A 25,412-nucleotide genomic window follows, 5' to 3' on the forward strand; every position below is an offset into this window, starting at 1 on the left:
GACCGCACGAGCGCGGACCTCAGGAGAGTAGCGATTTGCCATTTTGCTTTTTGTCATAACCATCATCCTTACTTAAGTTGATGGTCTCCGACAGACCCGGGGCGATTCAGATAGCTGTCCCCCTCGCACACTCCAAAGCAATTTCTTCTCGCTCAGAGAAAGTCAGTTTTCGGCGCGTCAGGGAAGTCGCCGAAGGTGCAAGATGTGTGGGAGGCATTCCACCAGAACTCTGAAACCACCGGATTCCGACAGGACCGGAAACACCTGCTTGGACGGCAGACACTTCACTGGAATGACCTGCGGCCACGCCCCGCCAGAACCGACCCAGATTCTCACGTTGCCAGACTGGCGGCCTTCCCGGAGAATTTAATTTGCCCCGTGTCGAACGTTCGGATTTTCGTCTGCCTGTTTTTGTCATCTACACCTCATAAAATGGGGTGTTGCGACGACCGGTTGAATCCGCCCAATATTTGTCTATCAAATACACCGAGCGATTGGCCGAAGCCGGGATCGAGCCGTCAGTCGGCAGTGTCGGTGACTCGTATGATAACGCCCTCGCCGAGACAATAAACGGCCTCTACAAAACTGAACTGGTCCATCGCCAGGGCCCTTGGCGCAACATGCAGGATCTGGAAATGGCCACCCTCGGCTGGGTTGATTGGTTCAACAATCGCCGGCTACTGGGCCCTATCGGAAATATCCCGCCAGCCGAGGCAGAAGAGAACTTCTATGCACAGCGCAGCCTGCTCGATATGGTCGCGTGAAATGAAGCTATAGGTCTCCGACAGACCCAATCCGCGGATCACCATCCCGGCCAGCGGCTTCTGGAACGCCGCATTCAAAGGCCTGACAGAAGAACGCGCTCGATCACATCCTCAAAGGGTCAGAAGCTTCTTGCATCAAGGACGGCAACCACAGAAGAAGATCGGACACTCTCTGAGCATGGTCTTTTCCCGATTGCTCAGGATCCGCAGATCGCCGCCAAGTTCCTTTTTAATCATTTCGCTCGCAATCTTGAGCAGATCATGCTCATCTGGAGCTCGCGGACGTCGCGCTGCAGGGCTTCACGCTGACGCTCCAATTCTTCGAGTTCTGGATAAAGGGCGCTCTTCTTGCGTTTCATCATGGCAGGCGCCTCCGGGCCAAGGATCTGAGTTTTCCAAGCATAGAGCGTCGGCCGACTAACTCCGAACTTTTCGGCGAGGGCCTGGGCACTTTCTTGACGGCTATATAGCCCGGCCACAGCAGCCTGCTTCACGGCGTCAGAGTGATTGCCAAGGCCATATGCCGTGTTAAAGACTGGCTTCGTGTCAGGAAAAGCCTCGCGCACCCAAGCCGTCAGGGTGGTTCGGCATGGATAGCCTAAAGCATGCAGCGGCCATGGGTTGCATAATGTTCTAACGCCACCTGCTTTTGCCCCAATGAGAATTTAGGCGGGCGCGGCGCCGATCGTATCGGCAAGTCCTGCAAACGTTGGTATTTTCGATGCAACCCTTTAAGGGCGTTCTTCGTTGGATACCCCAACTCACGGATGGTGGCCTGCGCGCGCTTGCCGAGCTTGATATAAAGCTTAACCGCGCGCAGTCGTTCTTCGTAGCTGTACATGGGCTATCTCCAACATAGTCCAATTTTTCGTCCGCACCCCCCCTCCCGGGTCAGCTCTCAGTGACAATCAACAGCGATCCTCAAAACCGGTGAGAATCGAAGACATCAGCCGGCCTGATAAACACAATTGCTAGCAAAATGCCGGCTCACGCGATTTTTCGGACTGTAAAGGTCCGTCTTTATACGGTGGCCATAACAAATGGCCGTAATAATGATGCCTGACCCGAGGCTGAACTGATAGAAATATACAACTTCAATCCACATTAACATAAACAGCCTAATCATAAACAAGGCAAAAAATATTGAAGCCGCCGAGGGGCTCCGAATTGCCCAACCAAGGCAGGACCATACGGCGCCAATGAAAATGAATGTTTGTAAGGATGTGCCTAGCAACCCAATTTCGACAGCGTTCGAAATGAGGGTGTTGTGGAAGTTGAAACCGCTCCGGCTCTCAATGCCAAAATCGGCCCAAAGCTGTTCCGCAATCGGCTGTCCATGAACCCAAAATGCTTGGAAACCGACCCCAAACAGTGGCCGCTCTGCAATCTGTCCGAAAGCTACGGCCCATAAATCCGTCCGGCCAGTCAAAGTGACATCTTTACCCGTCAGGTCAAGAAAGATCTTTGCCAATTGGTCCGACATAGATGACAAAATAACAATCATGGAGGCGAACAAGACAATTGCTAAGGCTACAGTGACAAGACGTAGATATGGCGTCATGCGTTGAAGTACAAAGATGCCCCCAAAAACGAGGATAACAAATAATGTGCTGACCAAAGCACCGCTTGACTGACCCATGACTAGCAACATTGCCCCGAGTAATAATGTAGCAATTGCTGTCAGGCGCCATTTTGCCGGCAGACGTCGATCGACCACGATAGCTATTGAAACAATAACAAGCAAAGAACTGGCGTCCGCTAAGGCGTTTTTACTGCCATAGATACCAAGATATCCCATACCATCGGACCTTGCCCGCCCTAGCAGAAGGCTCGCCAGCCCTGTCAATGAACTGGTGACGAAAATAATTTTTACGAATGTTATTGGTGCCAAACGATAGGCTATGACTACACCGATCACGACCGTGAGTGACAGCTGAATGCCGTATCTCAATGTCAGTGAGGTATAAGCGGACCAAGCAAAGGACATCACGCACCAGAGCGCGACTAGCACAATCATCCATTCGCGTCGCAGTGCCGCCAGATTTTCTCCAGGTTTGCTGACCACCAGTGCCATGCCTGCAATCAGGAAAAGCAATGCGCCTTTCGACCCTAGGGGCGGTATGAAGGCCAATCCGAAGAGCGCTATGAATGCGCCCAAAGCATTGGGCGAATAGCTGAATGTGCGCGGGTGCGCACGGCGGGTGGATCTTTTCACCGTTTGCAAAGGCCCGGCCGAGGTCATGTCGGTCATCAGTTCGGCTCGCATGTGACGGAGCCTTCGAAAAGGCATGATGCGTCCAATGGCGTATAGGCAATCCAGTCTATCTGATATTCTAACGGTCCGTCCTGCGCCGTTTGACGGCCCATCCAGTCAGTCAGTGTCGCAGTGCTCCAGAATGACATGAACAGTTTTTGCGGATGGCTTGGCAAGGTAGCATCCGGCTCAGTGCGATGGACTTCCTGGCCATCCATGTACCAAGTTATACCCTCGGGGTCCCAGCGAAAGCCAACGGTGTGGAAGGCATCATCAAAGGACGGGTTGGCGGGGACCTTGCCACCATTAAGCGGTGCACCTGCAACGTATGTGTTCATTGTCATTACGTCAGGATCGCGGGTCAGTATCTCGATGTCGATCTCGTCGTGGGGGGTGCCATGCACAGGACCGGTATAGGTAAAGATCGAGGCGTTCAGTCCGGACTGCTTGGGTGTCCGGATTCTGGCTTCAAACGTGCCGTATTGGAAAAAGGCCTTTGTCTGCACCTCACCACACAAGGGTGGGCGCTTTTCATCCAATGGCGCAGGAGTGTGAAAAAGGCTTAGCATGCCGCTTTGCGCTTTCACTGCCCGACCTGACCATTCACAGTCCTGCCAATCACCATTCGTCCAGCCATCGGATACGTACCAACGATCCTTATCCAGTCCTTCCGAGAAATCATCATAGAAGCCGGCCGTCTCCGGATGCAGGTCTGTAACGTGTGCTAACGAGGGTTGCGCCATCATAACCAGACCGATGGCGATGGCAATTGATTGACGCATGTTCAAGACCCTTTGACCACATGGTTGCCGTGCGCATTTGTCCGGCTTATGGAAGCATAATAGATGGGTCAAGGGAAAGGCGTTCACATGTCGGGCAATCCATCGGATCAGGATACATCGAACCACTGTCTGGCGCCCTCCACAGCACATCCGGTCGTGTCAGTTGTAATGGCCAACTTTCGCGGCGAAGCCCAGTTGGCTGCCGCGATGACATCTGTTCTGGCACAAACGGAACAGCGGCTGGAACTGATCGTATGCGATGATGCCTCGGATGACGACAGTGTCAAAATTGCCCGTCGGATTGCGGAAACGGATCCACGGGTGCATGTCATTGCCTCGACCCGCAACGAAGGACCCGCCGCAACGCGCAACAAAGGCCTGGATTCCGCGCGGGGCGAGTGGATTTCTGTCGTAGACAGCGATGATCTGATCCATCCGGACCGGCTGGCACGGCTGATCACCGCAGCCAAATCGGCAGGGGCCGATCTTGCCGCCGATGATCTGGTCTATTTCGGTGCGATGCCGGAACCGCAAGGCCGGACCTTGCTGCAATCCATGAAGCTTGCGGCGCCGATGATGCTCGACCCTGCCGATTATTTGCGCAGCAATGACGGCAAGTCATCTTTGCCAGCCTTCGGTTATCTCAAACCGGTAATCCGGCGCTGCGCCCTTGCAGACCAGCGCTATGATACGCAACTGCGGATTGGGGAGGATCACGATCTAGTCATGCGCTTGTTGATCCAAGGGGCTCGGTTGCTTCTCTTGCCAGATCCTCTTTACGCCTATCGGCGGCATTCGGGGTCGATTTCGCACAGATTGTCCGTTTCCACAGTCGAAGCGATGCTTCAAGCACACCGTCACCTGCCCCCCATGCCCGATCCTGAAACGCGCGCAGCCGCAAAAGCGGTGGACAGGCATCTTCGGCGAACCTTGCGATATGAGCGGCTGGTTTCGGATATCAAAGCGCGACGCTGGCTGGGCTTAATGCCCCGACTGGCTGATCCGACTATGGTCGCACGGCTGATGGAAAGCCTGCAGGATCGCCATCGCCGGGGTACAGCCCATCCCCGCCAAGATTTTGCTGACTTACAGCAGCCGTTGCCCTTTATGCCACCCGCAGGCGAGGCCTGGCGTTCACCGCCCGCGGACGGCGCCGCGCAAATTGCATCCATATCTGCACGGGGCGGCTGTCTTCCTGCCAATCTGCCGAATTGGGCCCTTTGGCTGTTTGATGCAACCGCGGGCAGCTCAACCGGCTGAGTTTTTGGCAGTCCGCCGTTCCAATAACTTCCGCACCTGTTGCGACAAGGCGGCCCGAACAGCCTCGATCGCGAAAATATGGGGCCCGCCTTGGGCCAGCATCCGCAGCATTTGCCGCCGCCTTGGGGCTTCGGCCTCTCGCTGCCACGGCTGAAACACCAGATCACGTAAAACCGCTTGGTCCGTTGTCAGTCCGGACAACAACATCGGATCGTAAGTCTGAAGAGAAGGATGATCGCTGCAAGCTCGCGCCAAGGTAATGCCAAGCGCTAAAGTGCGTACCTGCCCGCTTTCGCGGGCTATTTTGGCCAGCATTGTCCGTTCAACTGAATCAAGACGCGCCAGCCAGTGCGTTAGATCAACGACGGCCCACCCACAGGGTTCATGCGCCAGCAAAGCCTTTGCCAAGGATACAGCCATCAGCAAACAGCCGTCAGCGGAAGACAGCATGGGAATTGTTGTGTCGTCATGCGTGATGTTGACAGCGCGATCCAGAACAGACTCGGCACCCCGCCAGTCAGGCAAGCCCGCTTGTTGCAAACGATGATGCAGGTCGATGACCGCACCATCATTTTCACGTCGGAAATGCTGCTCGCCCAGAAACGGAATCCACCATAGGCTCTGGTTCTGTTCCAGTGGTCCAAACCCTAAAGTCTTAAGGACCGCATTCGCGCGTTTGCGGTCGCAGGGGGCGACGTAAATATCGATATCACCCGACGGACGGCGGAAAGGATCATTATGAAGGGATAGCTGTTGAAACGGACCTTTGAAAACCGCGTGACGCAAACCCGCCTTTGTCAGTGCTTCAGTGACCTCAAGTGTAATCGCCATGGCGCGACGGTTCATGGCGATCGTACGCAACCGGACCTGTAACAGTTTCGAGGCTAACCCTGCGCAGCCGGCAGGGATCGCGGTCGGACTAATCGGCAACCAGCCCAGCAACTTGTTCAGTCTGGCAATGTCGAACAGTCTGTCAAGATCAAGAGGACGCATGTTCGAAAGTGGTTCAGTAGCGATGTCACCTGACACACCGTACATCATAAGACAGCCGATTTCAGACTGAGAATCGCCACGTACCGCAGCGATCGTTTCTTCGCTGAAACCCATCTGCGCTCCTCACTCTTTTCCGCAAAGCCAGAATATTCTGAATTTCAAGGCAGTCTCCGTGCTACGTACTGGCAGGTTTTGTATCTAATGTCCTGCAGAATAGAAGACTGATGTATTAATATTCCTAGCAATTGTGCTTATCAGGCCGGCTGATGTCTCCAATTCTCACCGGTTTTGAGGATCGCGATTGCGATGGTGATCACCTTGTGCGGCTTTCCATGCTCTTTCATGCGCTGTGCCACTGTCTTCAAGAGCGGGTTGTGGCATGCGGCGGCAAGTGCTGCTTAGAAGAGGACGTGTCGTATTGCGCGTCGTTCTCCAGCGATTGCCCGCCTGCCTTGCATTGCGCCGCTGTCATGAGGCACTGGCGCCAGGCCGGGGATGGAACGAAGAAGGTGAGTTTTGGGAGCGGACGTTTCTTCGCTTGAAATGGCGCGGTTGATGCGCTTCAAGGTCGCTGATTTGAGGATCCAGCATGGCTTTCAATTCGGCATCGAGATGCTCGATGTCTGCGGGGATGCCTTGTTTCTTGCAGGCCGATATCTATGCCATCAGCCGCTTGCGCATGACGACGATCTGAGCGCGTCGCGTCGTCAAGGCCCTGAGAACACGCAAGCTATCACCCAAAAACGTTCATCCGGCTTCAGGCCGGAACATTATGAAACGGGCAATGAGCTCTGCATCGATCCGGTCCGTCTTGGCTCGTGTATCCCGCGACATGGCAAAAGCCTTGATCCGGGCCGGAGGAAGTTGCCGCGCTTCGACCCCCGCCTCGACAAGCACGGCCCACAATGCCCATTCCTGTCCGTCGGTTGCCTCAAACCCGACCTGAAAGAGCCTGGACATCTGACAGATCATCGAAATCAGCTCTTCATGCCCTTCTGGTGAATTGGCCAAGTGAAACCTCTGAATACCAGGAAGACGAAATCAGTCCAGCCAGTAGCAAGACACATCTATCCCGATCACATTGGTTGCTGTTATCATGTCACTCTCTCTTCCTTATGCTTCCCGGTCCCGCGAACGGGCGGCCGTCAATTGTTCGAGAGGGTGAGGAGAGGTGGGATCAGCCGGCTAGCGCACGTGGTCAGGCCACGAGGTGTTCAGCGCTGTATCCTACCCCATCGCTGGTCCTCGCTAGGACCGGCGATGGGGCTAATGTAGCAGGTTAGACACACGTAAGGTGTTCAGTCCCGGCAGAAGCTGTACATCAGAGCCCGTGCCAATCCGAGATTTCCGCTACAAAAGATAATAAATTAGATTCATTAAAAATCGAAAAAGCAACTCAATATATATATCTTGCTAGGCGCTGCGCTGATCTCTTTAAAGGAAGGTTTAATTGAAGGAGGCCATTTTTAAAAATACTCGACTTCCGAACAACGGTGTCAAAAAGAAGGCTCATAAAACACACACAAGCAATCAAAACAAAATAGAAAATAAATGACGAAACTTCGTTTTTTGGCTCATAAATATTTAAATATAGTAATATATTACCCCAAGAAAAAGTGAAAAGACTTGTTCGTCCGAAAAACGAACAAGCTATCCATTGATTTTTATAATTATAAAGCTTTATATCCACCACCCAAACAAATACAAGTGATGCAAAAAAAGCAAAAATAGCTCCGAGGAGAAAATAAATAAAATTACTTTCAATTCTAAAGCTCATATCGGCCATAGATAGAAACCAACCAGAAGGTAAAGAAACCGCAATACCAACAGCTAGCGCTATCATTGCCATTAGTAAAATCTGTATTTTTTCAGTGGATAAGTTAGAAAAACCAGTGAGTGACCTTTCTGAATGCTCCTCTTTTAAACTCCAAGCAACTAATTTCCCTAAGCACTGCCCGGCAATGATTAACGTTATACCATGCAGAAGTGACGGACCCGCAATCATAGGGCTACCAAAACCAGTAATAAATTTAATAAAACGGGCAATTTGTAGATGTATGCCCAAATCACTATAGGCGTCAGGCATACTATTAAAAATTGGCCAAGCACTTTGAAACAAAACCGATATTACCACAAGTGGAATCAGTCCAAACCTGCCGCGTGCCCATAGAACAACCGGTGCAAGTGCCAACGCAACTGAATAGAACTTAAGAATCTCTGTATATGGGGAATTACCCATAAAAATCAAACATGATATACTGAAAGCGAATGAATAACCGTCATCGACAATAAAAAGAACAAAAATGGATATTGCATATAAAACCCAACACTGGATAGCCCGTAGGAATAGCCTCGACGCAACCTCCTCCTGCTTTTCCTTAGTCCACCTTGGATAATAAACGATCTCTAGCATTGTACCGAAAAGGATAATGAAAATCAAAGGAGCAATCTGAGATATAAAACGGTAGGGTATTGCAATATCTGCGGGGACATAATTCCCCAAGCCCACTTCTGCATAAACATGTGACGACATTGCCAAAAATATAGCAACGCTTCGAGTAATATCGAACCCCAAAATTCTCAAGAATAAGCTCCTAATTAGACTGGCATATGCCCTTACATTAAAGCGGCTACAAAAGTATTTATATACGACCAGCAAGAATACGTCGAGCACTCTCACACGAAAAAGGCAGCAAACTATTTTTAAAATTTTAAATCAATATTCACAGACTAGGGCCCGTGGACATTCATCTTGAAGCAATCAGGGCTGCGGCGAGGTTCCAATTGGCGGTGTAGCTGCAATCGGTCTTGTCATAGCGTGTTGCTATGCCTCGGAATTACTTGATCTTTGCGAAGTAGTTTTCAACCATATGGCGCCACTTGTAAGCGTCTGCGTCGTAGTTGCGCTGTTGCTTTCGGTTTGATTTCGGTGGGATCATGGCGCATGCCCCACGTGCATCCAGTTCTTCCAGAAGCCAGTTCGCGTCAAACGCTTTGTCTGCCAGAAGAGCCCCGAAGGGAACGTTACGGATCAGAGGCACGACGCCTTTTGTGTCATGTGCCTGCCCGGGCAATAATAGGAAACGGATCAGATTGCCGAGCGCATCCACTAGCGCGACGATTTTAGTCGTCAGGCCGCCACGCGAGCGTCCAATGGCCTGAGCCTGAGTCCCCCTTTTGCGCCGGTTGCCTTCTGGTGAACCTGAACGATGGTGCCGTCGATGAGGGCATATTCAAGGTCGGGGTCACCACTCATGGCTATAAAAAGGCTCTCGAAAACCCCTGCTTTCGCCCATCTGCAGAAGCGGCGGAACTGGCTGTTCCAGTTGCCGAAGGCGGGCGGCAGATCGCGCCATGGAGACCCGGTGCGAACGCGCCAGAACACCGCTTCCAGAAACAGACGGTTATCATTTGCCGTAGCCCCCGCGTCGCTGGCTTTTCCCGGCAAATGCAGCTCAAGCCGCCGCCACACACGATCCGTCACCACAAAGCGCTGCTCGTTCATCCCAACCTCCGTTTGGGAGATTTGAATCAGAAATCAAAACCTATGGGAAGTATGATTGTCCACGGGCCCTAGTTGTTTGATCGCGGACTTTGATGGTGCACTCTTTTCCTTGGAATGGAAGGATGCATTATGGGCCAAATTCTTCACGGCAGCTCCACGACGACTGAGGCAATCCGTCGAGCAATACAGAATAGTAAAATACGTCTAGGGACGCTTTTGACGCGTTACAGCATCAATCAGAAGACGAACGCCAAATGGCGCAAGCGGACTTCTGCTGTGGATTTGCCGACCGGTCCAAGTACTGCCGGATCCACTTTTGACGATTGCCTCAATGCGTTCCAGCCGAGCATTCCACATCTGACACGATTATCGCTACACTGTTGTCCCCAGCGGCATTATATCATGCCGACTGCCCGAAGTCACCGGTGACAAGCCTGTGAAGAAGGCGTTCAAAGCATATCCCATCGGCTAGTTTCACGTTGATATTGCCGAGGTTCAAACGGCTGAAGTATGAGGAGGGACAGACAACAGTCCAGTGGACTGTTGTCCCGACGATTGGCTTTATCTCTTTGTCGGCATCGACCGCACGTCAAAGTTTGCTTATGTCGAACTGCATCCCAAAGCGGGGAAAATGGCTGCCGCAAATTTCCTGCGCAATCTTATTGCGGCTGTTCCTTACAGCATCAACATCGCGCCGACCGATCAAGCCATTGGAATGCCATTGGTCCGACAGACAATGGCGAGGGGCATCTAGTTCACCAACCAGAAACGCCACACATCCGCATTCACGCATATTTTTGACCGTGTCTGCCACGAGCATCAGATTGACTACAGGCTCACCGAAGTCAGTCATTCCTAGACCAATGGTCAGGACGAGCGGATGAACAGCATGATCAAGGGCGCAAAGGTGAAACGCTTCCACTATGACGGCCACGATCAACTCAGAAGTCATCTTCACACCTTCATTAGCGCCTATAACTTCGGCCGGCGACTGAAGACGCTCAAAGGCCTGACGCCCTATGCATTCATCTGCAAACAATGGACACTAGAACCCGAAAGGTTCATCCTAAATCCAATCCAACAAATGCTGGGGCTGAACACCTAAAAACTGCCTGCCGATACATCGCCACCACTCCCCGATGGATCATGTAAAATGGAAGAACGCAAAACAGTTAAAGGGTTAAATCTTGGAATTGTAAACGCATACATCAAACATTCATCGGATCTAGTTGCCTCAGATGTTACAACAGAAACCCGATAAGTTTATATTCGAAGAACATTCATATGAACTTAGCGATTTAGCGTGCTGAAAACTGCTTAGTTTTATAATCACTCCAAGTCGCATTAACGTAACTGAAGGGCTTTAGCTTGATACAAGTAGTCTAAATAACTAAGCCTAAAAGTCTTGTACTAGATTAATGTGCACCACGGGACATCGCAACCGCGGGAATCGTCATAAGGATAATTCGCAGATCCATCCGCAAATTCCAGTTCATCACATAAAAGCGGTCCATTTGCACACGTTCAAAGTACGTCGTGTTACTGCGCCCGCTGATCTGCCAGAGGCCAGATAGCCCAGGACGTGCCGACAGATAGTGCCGTATCGAACTTGCGTAATGATCCAATTCGGCCTGAACTACGGGGCGTGGACCCACGAGACTCATCTCACCCGTCAGAACGTTCAGAAGCTGCGGCAATTCGTCTAGACTTAGCTTGCGCAGAATAGCGCCCAACGGCGTGACACGCGGGTCATCGACTAGCTTGTGCTGCTCTTGCCACATCGCTGCAATAGACGGGTTTTTTGCAAGATACTGTCGCAGAACCTCATCGCCGTTGACGACCATTGTCCGGAACTTCCAGCAGCGAAACTCGCGTCCACCGAAACCGACCCGACGATGTCCGTAAAGCAACGGCCCTGAGTCGGTCAATTTCAGAAGAACGATCAAACCAAGGATCAGCGGGGAAAGCAGAACTATCCCGATCACCGCCAGAAAGATGTCCAACATTCGCTTAGACATACCACCGACAGGCACACTCGCATTTACCGACGAATCGGTCGGCACTCCCTGCAGGGAGCCCCTTACAACCGCGGAAGTATTGCAGTCCGCTACAAAATCCCGACGAGGGCCTAGCATACGCATTTTAACAAATAACCCCATAATAACAAACGTTTATCTTGAATTTTGTCAAAGCATGCGGATGACGTTCCGCCATCTCCCCGACCGAAACTCTACAACATCTCGTTAAAATTTTAGCAATCGTTAAGATTTGGTTAAAACGCCCCTCAAAAATGTGCGCTCAAAATATTTAAATCTAAGCCCCTGATAATTAACATTATTATCCTATTGGATCTATATGTCTATCTTTTTAGGCAACTTGCAACGAAATTCCAGATGCGCAAGCTGCTATCGGCAGGGAAAACTGCCGCATTTTAAAAGGTAAACGCCATGAACAAACATTACGCACGCCCGACCCTTCTCGTCCAAGGCAAACTGGAAGCAATGACCCAAGGTGCCAAGAGCGGCAACGCGCTGGACGCGACCTATCAGCAAGGCACGCCTACCAGCGAACTGACCTTCTCGTAATTTGATAGGGCGTTCGGCAGTCGCCTGCCGAACGCCCTATTTTCGCGTCGTGAATTTGCGACATTCTTTTTAACGAATGACGCGTATCGTCGTTTGGAAGTCACCTAGTAAGCATTTGGCAGAATAGATTTAACACATGACCTATCTTGTTTCGCCTGAGTGCGTGTCCTGTGCGGTTGATGACGGGATTGCGATATTGGACCTCCGATCCAATACCTACTTCAGTCTAGATGCCGTCGGCACCTCGATCTGGAACCGGATGTCCAATCCCGCTTCGCTCAACGAATTGACCGATGCGATATCTGCGGAATACGCAGTCACGCCCGAAGAATGCCGCGGTGACATTAGCGATTTGCTAAATGACATGCTGGAACATGATTTAATTCAGGCTGTATGATATGAAGCGTCCGCAAGGCGTCCGACTGCCAAGTAGGCGCGAGGCCGTGCTGCTAGCACATGCGGTGAAGGCTGTCATTCAGGTCCGACTGCATTTATGGCGTGGAACCCATCACGCGCTGCGCCAATTAATCGATGCGCATAAAATATCCAATACGGATGCTGCAAACGAAGTGCCACGGGTCGATTTGGCCGAAACCGCATGGTCGGTGCGTAACGCATCGCGGTTAGTCCCCGGTGCGACGTGTTTGACACAAGCCAGCGCGGGGCAATTGCTTCTTGCACAGCGGGGTTATGCCTCAACCATCCGGCTTTCCGTACCAATACGTGCTGAAACCCCTGGCAAACTTGCCCCCCATGCATGGCTGTTTTCGGATAACATAATTGTCTTGGGCGGTAGCGCGGCGGATTATGCCGCCCACCGCCCGTTGCATGATTTCAACACCGGCATTACCTCAACGAACATCGTTCCAACATGAGCTCCTTTGCTGTCATGCTGGACCCGCGCAAGGATGCCACGCCTGCGGCCAGCCGTATCGCGGCGGATCTGGACCGCCGCAGTCGCAATCATACGTCCTGCCATGATGTTCAAAATGTCCGTTTTTGGCAATCCAAACCCTCAGATGTCAGAACATCGGGTCCGCTGACCATAGTCGGCCATTTTTCGTTGACTGACCTGTCTGATCTTCGCACCTCTTTGGAAGTTGGACCTGACAGTGACAGTACAGATCTGGTTCTGGCGGCGTGGCTGCGATGGGGGGTAGACGCGCCGCATCATTTAAACGGTGCCTTTGCCTTTGTCATTTGGGATCAACGTTCGAACCGGTTGACCGCTGTACGCGACCGGTTTGGTGTTCAACCGCTGTCATATTCTGTAAGGCCGGATCGGGCAATTCTAGCCCCTGATCTGTCCACAGTAGTGGCGGGTTTGGATGTTGTGCCCGATACCAATCCAGTTTGGGTTGCAGATTTTTTAGCAGGTGCTCCGACGGATATGTCTAGTACCGCGTGGTCTGGTGTTCATCGCCTACCACCTGGCCATTTGATGAATCTGGATCAGGATGGCACAGTCGACCTGTGGGCCTGGTATCGGCTCCAGGCGTCTTCTCCCCCCACTGATGTCGACGTGGGTCAGGCTTTGCGCGCGGCACTAACCCATGCGACAGCACAAGCATGCGTTCAGGAACCGACGGCCACGATGCTGAGCGGTGGCTTGGATTCCAGTACGCTCTCGCTTATGTCGCTGGGGCATGGTGACGATACCCGTCCGCGTCCGGCCCTTTCGCTGCGGTTCCAGGATCCAGATCAGGACGAAGGCCGTTATATCGAAGACGTTCTCAATGCTTCGGGGGATCGGCTGACAGCGGTTTCGTTGGCAGGTGAGACATCGGATGAGGATCTGTTCAATCTGGATGCGCAATTTGATTGGCAGGATCAACCGTTCTTTGCACCCGGAATTAATCGTCATCACAAGCTTTACCGCGCGGCGCGTGACTTGGGTTATGGTGCAATCATCGATGGGCATGGCGGTGATGAAGTCATTAGCGGCACATTCTATGATATCGCCCTGTCGGCAAAGGGGCGGCACTGGCCGCAGGCCTTACGCCTGACAATCCAGCACGCCCGATTTACAGGAATTCCGGTAACCGAGGCTGTGGCATCCTTGCTGGCAGCCCGCGGAAAGCGTGGCTTTGGTCGCTTGGGCCGTAAAATTATGGCTTCGTTGAACACGGACGAACCGACTGCGCTTTCGTGGTTCAGTCTTGTCGATCCTGATTTGGCCCGCGAAACCGATATTTTCGAACGATCCCGCCAGATGCACCGCCCTGACCCTCGCGACCGTGACTTGCCGCAAAGCGTCCGTCTGCATATTGCGGATATGGCAGGCCCGATATCCGCCATTGCATTCGAGACATTGAACCGCGCTGCGCAGATCGAAGGCATACGGCCGCATTATCCGTTCTACGACCACCGCGTGGCCGAACTTTGCGTTTGGCAAACTGCCAACACCAAGGTTGCCTTTGGACGTCCCCGCGCGCTGCTGCGCGAGGCAACCAAAGGCTTGCTGCCCGAGTCGATTCGTCTCCGACGCGATAAAACAGATTTTATGCGTGGGTTCTGGTTTGCACTACAGCGCGATCCCGACGGACGCATTGCGGCCCTTTTAGATAATTCCGGCCCGTTGCAGGGTTGGGCGAATGCCGCGACCTTGCGCGAGGATGTCAAATGCGTGCAGACATCGGTTGACCCCGAACCACAGACGGCCTTCCGTATATGGCGGGCGCTCAGCCTTGCTGCCTGGTTGGATCGCGGAACCGTCCGCAACCTGCCCGTTTCACGTCCCGCTTCTGTTTCCGAGAGTGTTCGATGATTGCTGCCGCAACGACCCAAAGCCCTGCCAACCGCTATTCGTATTCCACCTATAATCTTGCGGTGGAATCAGATGTCGTTTTGCCCGAGCTTAGCCTTCGTACCCCCGGCGGCTTACCGGATCTGCGAATAAGCGAAGCATCGCAACCCGACATCGCCCGCGGCCCCCTGTCAGATGTCCGTTTCACCCCCGAGGGCAGTCATTTCTGGTGGCCGGCAGTTGGTGCATTCAAGGTCTCGGCGGATGGACGCCATATTGGTATCGAACGCAGTGAAGGTGTGTCAGACGACCTATTGGCCTTTCCTCTGCTAGGTCCGGTTCTGTTCGAGGCGTTGCGTCGCAACGGACTTTTCGTTCTGCATGCCAGCGCCGTTGTGCATCAGGGCCACGGGATTGCGTTTCTGGCCGATAAGGGCGTTGGAAAATCGACGACTGCAACCAATCTGCTGGGCAATGGGGCAACCCTGTTGGCCGATGATCTGGTCGCCTTGGATCAATCGGGAATGATGCTGCCTGGTTTCGGTCAGCTTAAACTCTCGCAAGAGGCGTCACGCCTGCTGCCCCAAGGTTCGACCCTTCGCGGCCATGTCCACGACGCGATCGATAAAACCCGTGCAATGCTGGATCAGAAAGCCCTTGCAGCCGCCCCTGTACAAGCGGCGCGACTTTATCTTCTTGAACGCGCGCCTGCGGGTCAGCCGACAAGTGTGGTCCCCATTCCTTCATCTGAAGCCCTAACCGCAGTGCTGCGCTTTTCCTATGCAGTCCGCTTTGGTGAAGCACTGTTGAACGGCGCAGCTGCGGCGGAACATTTTCGTGGCGCAGCCCGGCTTACGCGTCAATGTCCGCCCCGTAGATTGCTGCTGGCCGAAGGCCTTGATCGCGCCGGTGACATCCGTGCAGCGATCGAAAGCGATCTGAAGAATGGCTGAAACGCCCGACAGCACGGCAGAAAGCTCTGCGCAACGCGAAAATCCCTCAAAGAAAAAGAAACTGTTGGGATCGGGGGGGCAGCTTTCCTCGCTATGGCGCGCCTTGCGCACTTTGGAAGGGCGTCGTCTGTGGATCGGGTTAGGACTGCTGGTCCTTGGCACGATAAGCGAAGGTGCCGCCATTATCACCTTTCTGCCAGTGCTACAGCTGGTCGGCTCTCAGGGATCGACCATCGATCTGTCAGGTATGGATTTTCCTGGCGCGTCCCTGTTGCCAGCATTGATCCCCTTAGGTGTATTGTTGTTGGTCATCATCGTCCTGACGGCGCTGCAAACGATCTTCAATAGAAGCAAAGCGGTCTATCTGTCGGACCTGATTCATGATTTTGCAAACCATTATCGCATCACCCTGTTTCGCAGTGTCGCGCAGGCACGGTGGGCCCATGTCGCCCGCATTCCCCGCACAAGGATCGAACACGCCCTGACCGGAGAGATAGAGCGGCTCTATTTGGCATCCTTTCTGGTCCTGTCAATTCTTCAGAACCTTGTCGGGTTGGGTTTGTATTTCTTGCTGAGTCTGGCAATTTCGGCACCGATGACGCTGTTGTCCTATGGTTTTGGCATGATTGCCTTGATGATGCTTCGGCCATTCCGGCGGTTGGCACGCCATTATGGTGACCGTTTGCAAATGCGACGTGAACGTCAGCTTAATGCAGTGTCGGAATTCGTCGGAAGCCTGAAAATGGCCCGCAGCATGAATCTTGAGGGGCGATATCTAGACCTGTTTTCAAATATTCTGGGGCAAACCAAGGCGGATGCGCGTGAATTTACGCGTCAATCTTCGATCGGTTCGGGGCTGTTCCAATTTGCGGTGGTCAGCGGGGCTGCGCTATTTATCTGGGTCGCGTTGAACTGGGCGCAATTGGACGTCGCGCGTATTGTGATTTTGCTATTGCTGTTCATGCGTACAGCTCCGCGCTTTATGAACATGCAAAGCGCCATGCAGCAGCTGATGGTTAACCTGCCAGCGTGGCAGGCCATTACCAAACTACAGGGCGAGCTTCAGGATCAGCAAGATCCGGCGATGGACGGCAACGCCCCTGCCCCGGTGCCCCGTCAGGATATCCGGCTGAATCACGTTAGCTGGCGTTTTCCTGATGAAAACAGGCAGGCCGTCAGTGACTGTTCCCTGACGCTTGTAGCAGGCGAACTGACAGTTCTGGTTGGTCCTTCAGGGGCCGGCAAAAGCACCATCGCAGATATTGTGATGGGTCTGTTGGAACCACAGCAGGGAACAATACTGGTCGACGGAACCCCCTTGCGGCCTGACCAGATGCGTCGCTGGCGCGACCGGACGGGGTATGTCGCCCAAGAACCGTTCATGATCAACGCATCAATTCGCGAAAACATGGCAATGGCCGTCGATGAACACGTGGATGATGAACGCATCCTTCAGGCGCTTGACCTTGCAGCAGCCGGATTTGTACGGGATTTGCCCGCAGGGCTGGACACAACAATCGGCGATCGCGGATCCCTTTTATCTGGCGGCGAACGCCAACGGATCGCTGTCGCGCGTGCGCTATTGCGTAATCCGGATGTGCTGGTTCTTGACGAAGCGACAAGCGCATTGGATTGGGAGAATGAAGAAAGCCTTATTCGCGCCATTGCAGGACTAAATGGCAAGGTGACGGTTCTGGCGATTACCCACCGCCCCGCCATCACCCGAGCAGCTGATAAGATATATGTTATGGACGCCGGTCGCATTGTTCCGTCCAAGGGAGCAGACGGTACTGATCTGCAATTCGAAGACTACTTCGGCAAAATGAAAAGCTGAGGGCGCGTTTCAAGCGCATCTTTTGGCACGACCGCGTCTTTGGATGCGCGGGTTTTCTTGATCATTGCGAATACGACATATCCCAAAATTAGGATCTGCAAGAACACCACTGCAATGAAAGCAATACCAATGCTGGTCCACACCGAATAATCCATCGCGATGCCCCCGATCAGGGCAAGCACGATGGTTACAATAGCAGCTATTAGGTAGCGGACGACAAACATCCTATATCTCTCGTTTAATTAATCCCCGATAGCAAGGACGAGAGAAAAGTAGGACACAAAATATAAACTATAAAGACCGAAAACCAAATCTGCGTGTTATCCGGCGCCACAGTGACATATCGGATTTGGACCCATCCAGATAGTTTTCCATTTCGCCAGGCAGCAGGAATGCCCTCAGCTTGCGCATATTGACGCGATCATAGACCACGCCAAGACAGCGGGCCTCAAGACGCTGGTCTTCCGCCAGTGCAGTTTCCGCCATCGACCGTGAGGTCTGTCCCCATTCGCCGACAATGACAAACTGCGGCAGATCATGCAGGATCGCCCGACCCTGTGCGACAGGGTAAAGTGGTGGCACATCGACAACGACCCGATCAAAATCGCCCTCCTGCGCCTCGGCCGTGATTTGTGCCAGCATCTGGCCGGTCAACAGATCGTCTGAAGGGCCCCCATGATCCAACCCGCAAGGCAGAACAACGACGTTGGTATCTGCGATCGAAACCAGCATTTCTTTCCAATGGCCCCGCCCCAAAACTGCATCCGTCAGCCCCGGATCGTTTTCCAGCCCTAACATTCGGGTCAGCGCACGGCCCCGGGTGTCAGCATCAATCAGCAAAACCGAGTGCATCCCGATGCTAAGCTGACCCGCCAGATTCAACGCAACAGAAGACCGTCCTTTAAAAGGGTGGAATGAGGTTACGCCGGTCACCGGCAGCACCCCACCGGATCCTTCGCCGGCCAGCCGAACGTGGCGCAGCGTTTCGGCATAGACTGAATCAGGGTAATGCAGCACAGGCACAGGCGTTTTTATGATTGGATAACGTGCCTTGGACAACGCAGGCAGCGTTTCTTCGCCGCTAACGCTGTTAGAAGCCCGTTCTGCCTCCGTCTCGGATGCGATACCTTCTGCCCGCGCACGGCGAACTGCGGGCAAAACCGGCAAATGGCCCAGAAACCGCAAGTCAGAATAATCGGTCACATCCGCAGCCGTGCGCAAAGACCGCTCGCGCCATTCACGGAGCGCGGCAATTGCCATGCCCATGAAGACCCCCAGAAGGGTCGCTGCAAGCGTCGTCCGCAATACCGCTGGCCCCGAGGGGGCGTTTGGTACTTGCGCATAAGAAAGGATGCGAACGTTCGAGACAGGGAAGGATTGCTGCTGCTCGATTTCCTGAGAGCGGGTCAGCGTCTGCTGATAGATTGCAGACATTGTAGACGCTTCGTTCTGCAACGCCCGCAACCGTACGAAATTCGCGGCTTGGTCGCTGTTGCGTTCAGAGGCCTTCTGGACACTTTGCTGCAGCGCCTCGACGCGGGCATTGGCAACATCCAATGTACTTTGTGCCTCGGCGCGTTTGGCCTGCAGTTCAACAAACAGGCGTTCCGCAGTCGTCATCAAGGTCTGCTGCAAACCGGCTACCTGCGGATGATTCGGACCAGAAGTAGACAAAAGCCGCTGCAATCGCGCTTGCACGTCATTATAGGAATCCAGGCGCGAGCGTAGCTCAGTAGAAATATCACCCCCGATGGCCAATGAACTGTTACTGTTGGTTAGACCCTCAATTCCGCCTGCAACGGCGCGATCATAGGTGTCCAGAACTGCCCGCGCCCGTGCGGCTTCAGTCAGGACAGCGGTTAAGCTAGAGTTCAGCTCGTTCAAGGCCTGTTCTGTTAGCAACCCGCCCGAGGAGAATTCGACCAAACCGTTTTCCGCCGCAAAGCGTTCCGCAGCACCTGCAGCTTCCTGCGCCTGGTCGCGCAGCTCATCCAGCCGCCCTTGCATCCATGAATTTGTCTGGCCAATCGAACCTGCATTCGAGGTCAACAAATCCTGCACGTAAAGGTCCGCGTAGGCGTTCGCTACCTGCGCGGCAATCACCGGATCATTCGAAGAATAGCTGATCGCAACAGCAGAACTTTGCCCGATCCGGTCTACGCGCATACCACCTTGCAGGCGAAACATCGCCAGACGCCGCTTGGGGTCAAGCTGCACAATGAGTGGGTCGCTTTCATTCAAAGACGGTGCAAGTTCTGTCGTTTGCACAACGTCCGCAGGGGTCACCAGATCAATGATCCAGCCAACGGGTGCAAGTAAGGTCGAAATAACCCCACCTATCGCCGAGGCGACAGCCGACCGTGGCGGGTTCATGAAGGACGGATTTTCTTCCAGACCCGTCTTATCCAACACATCGCCGGCCAGCTTGGCCGAGCCCAGCACAACCCGTGCATTTTCGATCCGCTCGACCGGTGCGACAGCTGTAATACCGCCAGCCTGTTGGACGGATTGGTTGATATTGCTGTCCAGCAACATGCTGGAGTATGTTGTGAACGTCTCGGGCTTTGAAACCGCATAGACCAAGCCGAGCCCGCCCAGCAATACAGCCGGCAGTATAATCGTTGTACGCTGCCGACGCAGCGCGACCACCAAACGGCGCAGATCGATGGTCTCCGCCGGCGAGGACGGCGCATCCGCATAGGCGTTGATATCATCGTAGGGCTTGAGTTCGCGTCCCATTAGTTTTCCTTGGGTCCCGAGCGGGGATCGGTGTCTAACCGTTCCTGCGCCGTTCCGTAAATTTCGATCTGTCGTGCACCACCAAGATAAGCAACTGCACCAATATGAAGGGCCGCACGCATCAGTTGCCTGTTGCGCTGCGCTGGACGGGCTGCCCCGATGATCGCCAGCCCGCCACAGGCCGCCGCTTTTGCCATTGCAACCCCTGCCGAGCGGATACGCCCTTTGCGCGGACTGTCTTTGGCGGCCAAACTGGCATGCGTCTGACCCATCCGATAGCGGCGGCGCAACAACCATGCAAGACGCGCACGATCGTCGGGCACCGTTTCATGCACCATAGCCTTCGGAGCGAAACTTATGCTGCCGCCGGCGGCAAGAAAATCCGCAAAGAAGGCACTATCTTCACCGCCTGCCCGCCCTCGGGACGGATTGAACCGAAGATGTTCGACGGCAGGGTCGGCAAGATCAATAAGGACATTGCAAGTATAGCCGCTGGTAATCACACCATTTTTGTCAAAAACCGGCAGCGTATCATGTGCACGGGCATGATCCATCCAAGCGGGCGCAGTCGGTTGGTAATGGGCGCGGACCGGCCCAAGGACTGCACCGGCATCTGTATCCTCTAAGGTTTGGACCAGATGCATAAGCCAATCCGCTTCGACCGTTTCATCGTCATCCAGATAGACCAGAAAGCGCGCACCTGTCGCTCTGGCATGATCCAGCAAGGCATTGCGCGCGATGGAAATATTGGTCTGAGGCGCGTGCAGATACGTCACCGGCATCGCGTGCCTTGTCGCAATGCCTTCGACCAGATCACGGGCTGAAGGTTGCCCGTCATTATCAGCGATGGCAATGGCGACGGGCAAACCGCAGGGCGTTAAACCCTCAAGCGAGGCCAGAGTGTCTGCCAGTTCTGCCCGCCGGAAGGTGCAGATGCCGATAAGCACCCTGTCTTGAAACGCCGTAACATTCATGCCGTGCTCTTTTCTGTTCCAACGGGCCTGCGGGCCAGCCAATGCCGCCAGAACCCCGCTGACCATGCCATATGCATTATTCCGGCAATCAAGCCTGCCAACAGCCCGCGCGGCCGACCTGTTTGCAAGGCGATCATCACGCCACCGGCAAAACACGCCAGCATCCAAAGAACCAGCGGCAGCGCAAAGGCCCAGCTTATCGGTGTGAACAGCACCAGCGCCAATGCCGGTGCCAGCATGGCCACAACGGCCTGACGCGCCGCGGGGCGGGTTTTGTTCTTTAGCAGATTACGCGCCCTGCCACGCCCGAAATTATAATATTGCCTTATCAGCGGCCCGATCCTTGATCGTGGGAAATACGTCAAAGAGGTCCGGCCCGTTAGCCAGATACGATGGCCCGCCGCTCTTAGCCTGTGGTCAAGTTCGGCATCCTCGTTGTGGCTGAATTGATCATCATATCCTCCGACCGCGCGAAAGGCATCGATCCGCATCAAAGCGTGATGGCCATGATCCACCCATGTTCCTTCGCCAAACAGGCGGTGGGCCGAACCACCATTGCCCAACCGCGAATTCTGCGCGTCGGCAACAACTTGTTGAAGAAACCCTTGCCCTTCTGCATGCATAGAAACAACAACACTGTCGGCACCATGCTGCTGCGCTTCTGCCAGCAAAATATCACCATAATCGTTAGGATACTGGCTGTGTGCATCAAGACGTAACAGCCACTCAACCCGGTCACCGAAATTGGCGACTGCCAGATTAACACCGGCGGACTGCAAGCGGGCAGGATTATCGATCAGCCTGACAAGAGGATCGCCGGATGCACGACGTCGGACAATATCGCAAGTCGCATCGTCAGAGCCGCCATCAGTGACGATAACAAGCCCGTTGACCCGTGCGGCAAATGCAGAGGCAAAGGTCAAAACCCGTTCGATATGACGCGCCTCGTTCAGTGCGGGGATCACGATCAGTACGTCGCGTTCGGATGGCGTAGCGGTTATCATGATACAGATACCTGCGCATGAGACGCCGCAGCTCCGCAAATGGCGGCCGTCAAACGGTTGCATTCAGCGTCGTTCATTTCCAATGCTTCTGGGGGCAGACCTTCCACAGCGGCCCGCCGCGCGGCAAGTGTCACAGGGTCCAAAGCCGACAATGCGTCAAAGACGGCATCAACGTCCGGCGTTGCGACAGTTACACCGCAATCCCATGCGGTCACACGTCTTGCAACTTCGGTGTTCTCCAGAACGACAGGCACGGCTTTGTTCAGACACCCTTCATACAGACGGTTGGGCAGCAACCAGTCGGAATTCTGACCCGCCTGATACCTGTCGATCAGCCATGCAACATCGACTTGTGCATAGATCGATGGCAGATCATCCGGCCAGTTATAGGCCCCCAAAAACGACAGGTCAGGGTTTGCCGCAACAATCCCATCAAAATCAACCATGACATCCAAGGCAGGACGCCCCCGCAGGATAACCTGAAACTGTCCCGGATGCGCACGGGTTACGTCGTCCAGAACCCCAAGCGACCATCGACAACGCAGCATACCGAACCAGCCGATGACCAATGGGCCACCATTACTGTCTTGACCGGGCGTATTTGTTGCAACCGGCGACAACACATCACCACGGGCAAAAGGCTTATTCTCGACTAGCAAGGTCGGAACATCGGGTTGGTTGAAATGTGAAAGATACCGCGTTTCAAACGCAGGCGACGATAGAACAACCAGTTGTGCCCGGCGCATCAAACCTGCCTCGATACGGCGCAAGATACGGCTGGCAAGTCCCTGCCCCAGCATCATGCCGTGGATATCCAGCAATTCATAGACCAGCCGCCCACCCCGCGCACGAACCAGCCGGTCACCAAGGGCCAACATTTCCAGGTTTCTGGCCAAGAATACCTCTGGCCCATCCTGAGACGGGATCAGACGCGCGATGCGCGGCCAGGCGGCAGCAATCGCGCGGACACGCTGGATCATACGGCCGTTGGCAGTATGTCCTAATACTGTGGCCACTTCGGGCAATGGTCCAATTCCCCGCCTGAAACCGGCAACACGGACCTGCGCGCCACCTTGGCGCAACATTCTGACACGCCGCCAAATCGAGGGATCGTCAAGATCATGGGCAAGATACGTGATGCGCAAGATAAACTCCGCCATGAAAAATAGTTACAATAGATGTCGACATGAACCGTGGATGACCGATGCCCATCAGAAAATATTGCCTTTGGATAACCAATTATTTCGCGCGGGAAAACCGTCGAATGTATCAAGATTTCGCAACAGACGACAAGGAAGCGTGACCCACTGAACCGTAAGGCTTTCACGACACTGGAAAGTCGCCTTTGAGATGCATCTAATTGCATCGCAGCGGCATCATGCCAACCTGCGCACAGATGTTTAAGCGGCAACCATTTCCTTATAATATTGGCTTGTAAGACGATCATGGCCGGCGAGCAGTACGACAGCGCAATGAATTCAGTCATTTATAATGGCGGTCGTATCGTTCTAGGTGTTTTTTGCCAAAACATTTGGAGAATGCCCATTTTTAAAGCACTCGCTACCGTGTTACCATAGCTCATCTCAATTTCAGGATACTTTCAGGATACATTGGCCGCTCTGTCAGCCCTATAGCTGTACCACGGTTCTCATTATGAAGGCGCTCAGATGCCTCAAAATCCAGATCCGATTTCTAAGGCGCCTATCGTAATGTCAATGATGTAACCGCTCCTCAAAACAGCAAAAACGACCAAACTCGTGATTTGACGCGACTGGTCAGCCAACGTGGCGATCAAATCTGCCACATTTCTACCTTAAGAACGTCAACCAAGAAGCTGGACGTCAGCAGCCCATGCGATGAGTGCGGGCGTTCAGCGTGGCAATAGGTGATCCACGCGCCGATCCCTTCGCGGGCCTCGGTGAACCGCGCCGGGTTTGCCGGAGGCTGGTTTGTCGTAGCTACGCGGCCATGTCTGATCTTTCCAGAGCTGCGTAGAAGTTTGCCTCTGCTTCGGCTGGCGGGATATTCCCGATGGGTTCCAGCAGGCGGCGGTTGTTGAACCAGTCGACCCATTCGAGCGTGGCATATTCCACGGCATCGAAGCTACGCCATGGACCTCGTCGGTGAATGACTTCTGCTTTGAACAGCCCATTGATCGTTTCGGCCAGTGCATTGTCGTAACTGTCGCCGACGCTGCCGACCGACGGGGCGATCTTCGCCTCTGCCAGCCGTTCGGTGCATTTGATAGACAAATATTGGGCGGATTCAACCGGTCGTCGCAACACCCCATTTTATAAGGTGTAGATGACAAAAACAGGCAGACGAAAATCCGAACGTTCGACACGGGGCAAATTAAATTCTCCGGGAAGGCCGCCAGTCTGGCAACGTGAGAATCTGTGTCGGTTCTGGCGGGGCGTGGCCGCAGGTCATTCCAGTGAAGTGTCTGCCGTCCAAGCAGGTGTTTCCGGTCCTGTCGGAATCCGGTGGTTTCAGAGTTCTGGTGGAATGCCTCCCACACATCTTGCACCTTCGGCGACTTCCCTGACGCGCCGAAAACTGACTTTCTCTGAGCGAGAAGAAATTGCTTTGGAGTGTGCGAGGGGGACAGCTATCCGCGCAATAGCGCGTAAGCTTTCGCGGTCACCCAGCACGATATCGCGGGAGATCAGGTGCAATTCTGCAACCCGCAGCGGGGACTTCGACTATCGCGCGATCACGGCGCAATGGCATGCGGATCGTGCAGCGCAGCGCCCAAAGCCAAGCAAGCTGGCGAGTAACCCGGCCCTGCGAGATTATGTGCAAGACCGTCTTTCCGGACTTATCGCGACGCCGGGTGGCATCGCCTTGGATGGTCCTGTCGTGGTATGGAAAGGACGACGAGCCGTTCATCGTCAAAGCCGGCGCTGGTCCTGTGCCTGGAGCCCGGAACAGATCGCGCAACGTCTGAAGATGGACTTTCCCGAGGATCCAACCATGCGTATCAGCCACGAGGCCATCTATCAGGCTCTCTATATTCAAG

At 53.9% G+C, this 25,412-nt stretch carries 19 protein-coding genes and 5 pseudogenes; 10 read left to right on the plus strand and 14 right to left on the minus strand.

Going from position 1 to position 25,412, the window contains the following annotated elements; translation table 11 throughout:
• Positions 1-461: 461 nt before the first annotated feature.
• Positions 462-764: pseudogene (locus DWB67_RS16095) on the plus strand (integrase core domain-containing protein); the annotation flags it as partial.
• A gap of 174 nt (positions 765-938) precedes the next feature.
• Here the strand turns inward: DWB67_RS16095 and DWB67_RS18470 are convergent.
• The 3 genes and pseudogenes from DWB67_RS18470 to DWB67_RS16110 form a co-directional block, all read right to left on the minus strand.
• Positions 939-1,605: pseudogene (locus tag DWB67_RS18470) on the minus strand (transposase); the annotation flags it as partial.
• Positions 1,606-1,710: 105 nt separating this feature from the next.
• Complete coding sequence (locus DWB67_RS16105; RefSeq protein ID WP_220475161.1) at positions 1,711-3,015, minus strand: O-antigen ligase; 1,305 nt, start codon at positions 3,013-3,015, stop codon at positions 1,711-1,713.
• Positions 3,015-3,800, minus strand: a complete 786-nt coding sequence (locus tag DWB67_RS16110; protein WP_182911632.1) for a family 16 glycosylhydrolase — start codon at positions 3,798-3,800, stop codon at positions 3,015-3,017. Before DWB67_RS16110 ends, DWB67_RS16105 begins: the two co-directional genes overlap by 1 nt.
• A gap of 87 nt (positions 3,801-3,887) precedes the next feature.
• On the opposite strand from DWB67_RS16110, the gene DWB67_RS16115 reads away from it, so the two are divergent.
• Complete coding sequence (locus tag DWB67_RS16115) at positions 3,888-5,060, plus strand: glycosyltransferase (RefSeq protein WP_182911633.1); 1,173 nt, start codon at positions 3,888-3,890, stop codon at positions 5,058-5,060.
• Here the strand turns inward: DWB67_RS16115 and DWB67_RS16120 are convergent.
• The 4 genes and pseudogenes from DWB67_RS16120 to DWB67_RS16135 form a co-directional block, all read right to left on the minus strand.
• Positions 5,049-6,167 carry a nucleotidyltransferase family protein gene (locus tag DWB67_RS16120; protein WP_119808598.1) on the minus strand — a complete coding sequence of 373 codons (1,119 nt, stop codon included), beginning with the start codon at positions 6,165-6,167 and terminating at the stop codon, positions 5,049-5,051. The genes DWB67_RS16115 and DWB67_RS16120 overlap by 12 nt on opposite strands.
• A gap of 633 nt (positions 6,168-6,800) precedes the next feature.
• Positions 6,801-7,025, minus strand: coding sequence for a transposase (locus DWB67_RS18690; protein WP_370453604.1), 225 nt, complete (start codon positions 7,023-7,025; stop codon positions 6,801-6,803).
• A 424-nt stretch (positions 7,026-7,449) separates the two neighbouring features.
• Positions 7,450-8,727 (minus strand): hypothetical protein, encoded by a 1,278-nt coding sequence (locus DWB67_RS16130; RefSeq protein WP_220475163.1) that lies wholly within the window; start codon positions 8,725-8,727, stop codon positions 7,450-7,452.
• 73 nt (positions 8,728-8,800) lie between these two features.
• Positions 8,801-9,558: pseudogene (locus tag DWB67_RS16135) on the minus strand (IS5 family transposase).
• Between the two features lie 129 nt (positions 9,559-9,687).
• Between DWB67_RS16135 and DWB67_RS16140 the strand changes: the two are divergent.
• A pseudogene (locus DWB67_RS16140) lies at positions 9,688-10,663 on the plus strand (IS481 family transposase).
• A gap of 310 nt (positions 10,664-10,973) precedes the next feature.
• Here DWB67_RS16140 and DWB67_RS16145 read toward each other — a convergent pair.
• Positions 10,974-11,564: a sugar transferase gene (locus DWB67_RS16145; RefSeq protein WP_255418728.1), complete on the minus strand. Its 591-nt coding sequence runs from the start codon at positions 11,562-11,564 to the stop codon at positions 10,974-10,976.
• A 441-nt stretch (positions 11,565-12,005) separates the two neighbouring features.
• On the opposite strand from DWB67_RS16145, the gene DWB67_RS16150 reads away from it, so the two are divergent.
• From DWB67_RS16150 to DWB67_RS16175, 6 genes are all read left to right on the plus strand, one after another.
• Entirely contained in the window at positions 12,006-12,143 is a 138-nt protein-coding gene (locus tag DWB67_RS16150; RefSeq protein ID WP_119808600.1) for a putative RiPP precursor, read from the plus strand.
• A gap of 136 nt (positions 12,144-12,279) precedes the next feature.
• Positions 12,280-12,540, plus strand: a complete 261-nt coding sequence (locus DWB67_RS16155; protein WP_119808601.1) for a PqqD family protein — start codon at positions 12,280-12,282, stop codon at positions 12,538-12,540.
• A 1-nt stretch (position 12,541) separates the two neighbouring features.
• On the plus strand, positions 12,542-13,018 hold the full coding sequence (locus tag DWB67_RS16160) for a lasso peptide biosynthesis B2 protein (protein ID WP_119808602.1): 477 nt from the start codon (positions 12,542-12,544) through the stop codon (positions 13,016-13,018).
• A gap of 14 nt (positions 13,019-13,032) precedes the next feature.
• Complete coding sequence (locus DWB67_RS16165) at positions 13,033-14,910, plus strand: asparagine synthase-related protein (RefSeq protein ID WP_370453605.1); 1,878 nt, start codon at positions 13,033-13,035, stop codon at positions 14,908-14,910.
• Entirely contained in the window at positions 14,907-15,842 is a 936-nt protein-coding gene (locus DWB67_RS16170; RefSeq protein ID WP_119808604.1) for a serine kinase, read from the plus strand. Before DWB67_RS16165 ends, DWB67_RS16170 begins: the two co-directional genes overlap by 4 nt.
• Complete coding sequence (locus DWB67_RS16175) at positions 15,835-17,676, plus strand: ABC transporter ATP-binding protein (protein ID WP_119808605.1); 1,842 nt, start codon at positions 15,835-15,837, stop codon at positions 17,674-17,676. The genes DWB67_RS16170 and DWB67_RS16175 overlap by 8 nt, the downstream gene beginning before the upstream one ends.
• On the opposite strand, the gene DWB67_RS16180 is transcribed toward DWB67_RS16175, so the two are convergent.
• The 6 genes and pseudogenes from DWB67_RS16180 to DWB67_RS16205 form a co-directional block, all read right to left on the minus strand.
• A complete protein-coding gene (locus DWB67_RS16180) occupies positions 17,652-17,900 on the minus strand; it encodes a hypothetical protein (RefSeq protein WP_119808606.1) in 249 nt (82 codons plus the stop codon). The two genes, DWB67_RS16175 and DWB67_RS16180, sit on opposite strands and share 25 nt — an antisense overlap.
• A 67-nt stretch (positions 17,901-17,967) precedes the next feature.
• Complete coding sequence (locus DWB67_RS16185) at positions 17,968-20,415, minus strand: GNVR domain-containing protein (protein WP_119808607.1); 2,448 nt, start codon at positions 20,413-20,415, stop codon at positions 17,968-17,970.
• Positions 20,415-21,389: a glycosyltransferase family 2 protein gene (locus tag DWB67_RS16190; RefSeq protein WP_119808608.1), complete on the minus strand. Its 975-nt coding sequence runs from the start codon at positions 21,387-21,389 to the stop codon at positions 20,415-20,417. Before DWB67_RS16190 ends, DWB67_RS16185 begins: the two co-directional genes overlap by 1 nt.
• Positions 21,386-22,393 carry a glycosyltransferase gene (locus DWB67_RS16195; RefSeq protein WP_119808609.1) on the minus strand — a complete coding sequence of 336 codons (1,008 nt, stop codon included), beginning with the start codon at positions 22,391-22,393 and terminating at the stop codon, positions 21,386-21,388. Before DWB67_RS16195 ends, DWB67_RS16190 begins: the two co-directional genes overlap by 4 nt.
• Positions 22,390-23,373, minus strand: a complete 984-nt coding sequence (locus DWB67_RS16200) for a glycosyl transferase (RefSeq protein ID WP_182911634.1) — start codon at positions 23,371-23,373, stop codon at positions 22,390-22,392. The genes DWB67_RS16195 and DWB67_RS16200 overlap by 4 nt, the downstream gene beginning before the upstream one ends.
• 978 nt (positions 23,374-24,351) lie before the next feature.
• Positions 24,352-24,681 (minus strand): annotated as a pseudogene (locus DWB67_RS16205) (integrase core domain-containing protein); the annotation flags it as partial.
• Between the two features lie 16 nt (positions 24,682-24,697).
• Here DWB67_RS16205 and DWB67_RS16210 point away from each other — a divergent pair.
• The coding region (locus DWB67_RS16210) for a helix-turn-helix domain-containing protein (RefSeq protein ID WP_147385957.1) at positions 24,698-25,412 on the plus strand (715 nt) is incomplete at its 3' end.

This window comes from Paracoccus sp. JM45, assembly GCF_003590715.1.
In the GTDB taxonomy this organism is placed as follows: domain Bacteria; phylum Pseudomonadota; class Alphaproteobacteria; order Rhodobacterales; family Rhodobacteraceae; genus Paracoccus.

Excerpts from the sequence above, each read along its gene's own strand:
- DWB67_RS16105 (WP_220475161.1), bottom strand. The coding sequence starts at position 3,015 with ATGACCGACATGACCTCGGCCGGGCCTTTGCAAACGGTGAAAAGATCC.
- DWB67_RS16110 (WP_182911632.1), bottom strand. The coding sequence starts at position 3,800 with ATGCGTCAATCAATTGCCATCGCCATCGGTCTGGTTATGATGGCGCAA.
- DWB67_RS16115 (WP_182911633.1), top strand. The coding sequence starts at position 3,888 with ATGTCGGGCAATCCATCGGATCAGGATACATCGAACCACTGTCTGGCG.
- DWB67_RS16120 (WP_119808598.1), bottom strand. The coding sequence starts at position 6,167 with ATGGGTTTCAGCGAAGAAACGATCGCTGCGGTACGTGGCGATTCTCAG.
- DWB67_RS18690 (WP_370453604.1), bottom strand. The coding sequence starts at position 7,025 with ATGATCTGTCAGATGTCCAGGCTCTTTCAGGTCGGGTTTGAGGCAACC.
- DWB67_RS16145 (WP_255418728.1), bottom strand. The coding sequence starts at position 11,564 with ATGTTGGACATCTTTCTGGCGGTGATCGGGATAGTTCTGCTTTCCCCG.
- DWB67_RS16150 (WP_119808600.1), top strand. The coding sequence starts at position 12,006 with ATGAACAAACATTACGCACGCCCGACCCTTCTCGTCCAAGGCAAACTG.
- DWB67_RS16155 (WP_119808601.1), top strand. The coding sequence starts at position 12,280 with ATGACCTATCTTGTTTCGCCTGAGTGCGTGTCCTGTGCGGTTGATGAC.
- DWB67_RS16160 (WP_119808602.1), top strand. The coding sequence starts at position 12,542 with ATGAAGCGTCCGCAAGGCGTCCGACTGCCAAGTAGGCGCGAGGCCGTG.
- DWB67_RS16165 (WP_370453605.1), top strand. The coding sequence starts at position 13,033 with ATGCTGGACCCGCGCAAGGATGCCACGCCTGCGGCCAGCCGTATCGCG.
- DWB67_RS16170 (WP_119808604.1), top strand. The coding sequence starts at position 14,907 with ATGATTGCTGCCGCAACGACCCAAAGCCCTGCCAACCGCTATTCGTAT.
- DWB67_RS16175 (WP_119808605.1), top strand. The coding sequence starts at position 15,835 with ATGGCTGAAACGCCCGACAGCACGGCAGAAAGCTCTGCGCAACGCGAA.
- DWB67_RS16180 (WP_119808606.1), bottom strand. The coding sequence starts at position 17,900 with ATGTTTGTCGTCCGCTACCTAATAGCTGCTATTGTAACCATCGTGCTT.
- DWB67_RS16185 (WP_119808607.1), bottom strand. The coding sequence starts at position 20,415 with ATGGGACGCGAACTCAAGCCCTACGATGATATCAACGCCTATGCGGAT.
- DWB67_RS16190 (WP_119808608.1), bottom strand. The coding sequence starts at position 21,389 with ATGAATGTTACGGCGTTTCAAGACAGGGTGCTTATCGGCATCTGCACC.
- DWB67_RS16195 (WP_119808609.1), bottom strand. The coding sequence starts at position 22,393 with ATGATAACCGCTACGCCATCCGAACGCGACGTACTGATCGTGATCCCC.
- DWB67_RS16200 (WP_182911634.1), bottom strand. The coding sequence starts at position 23,373 with ATGATCCAGCGTGTCCGCGCGATTGCTGCCGCCTGGCCGCGCATCGCG.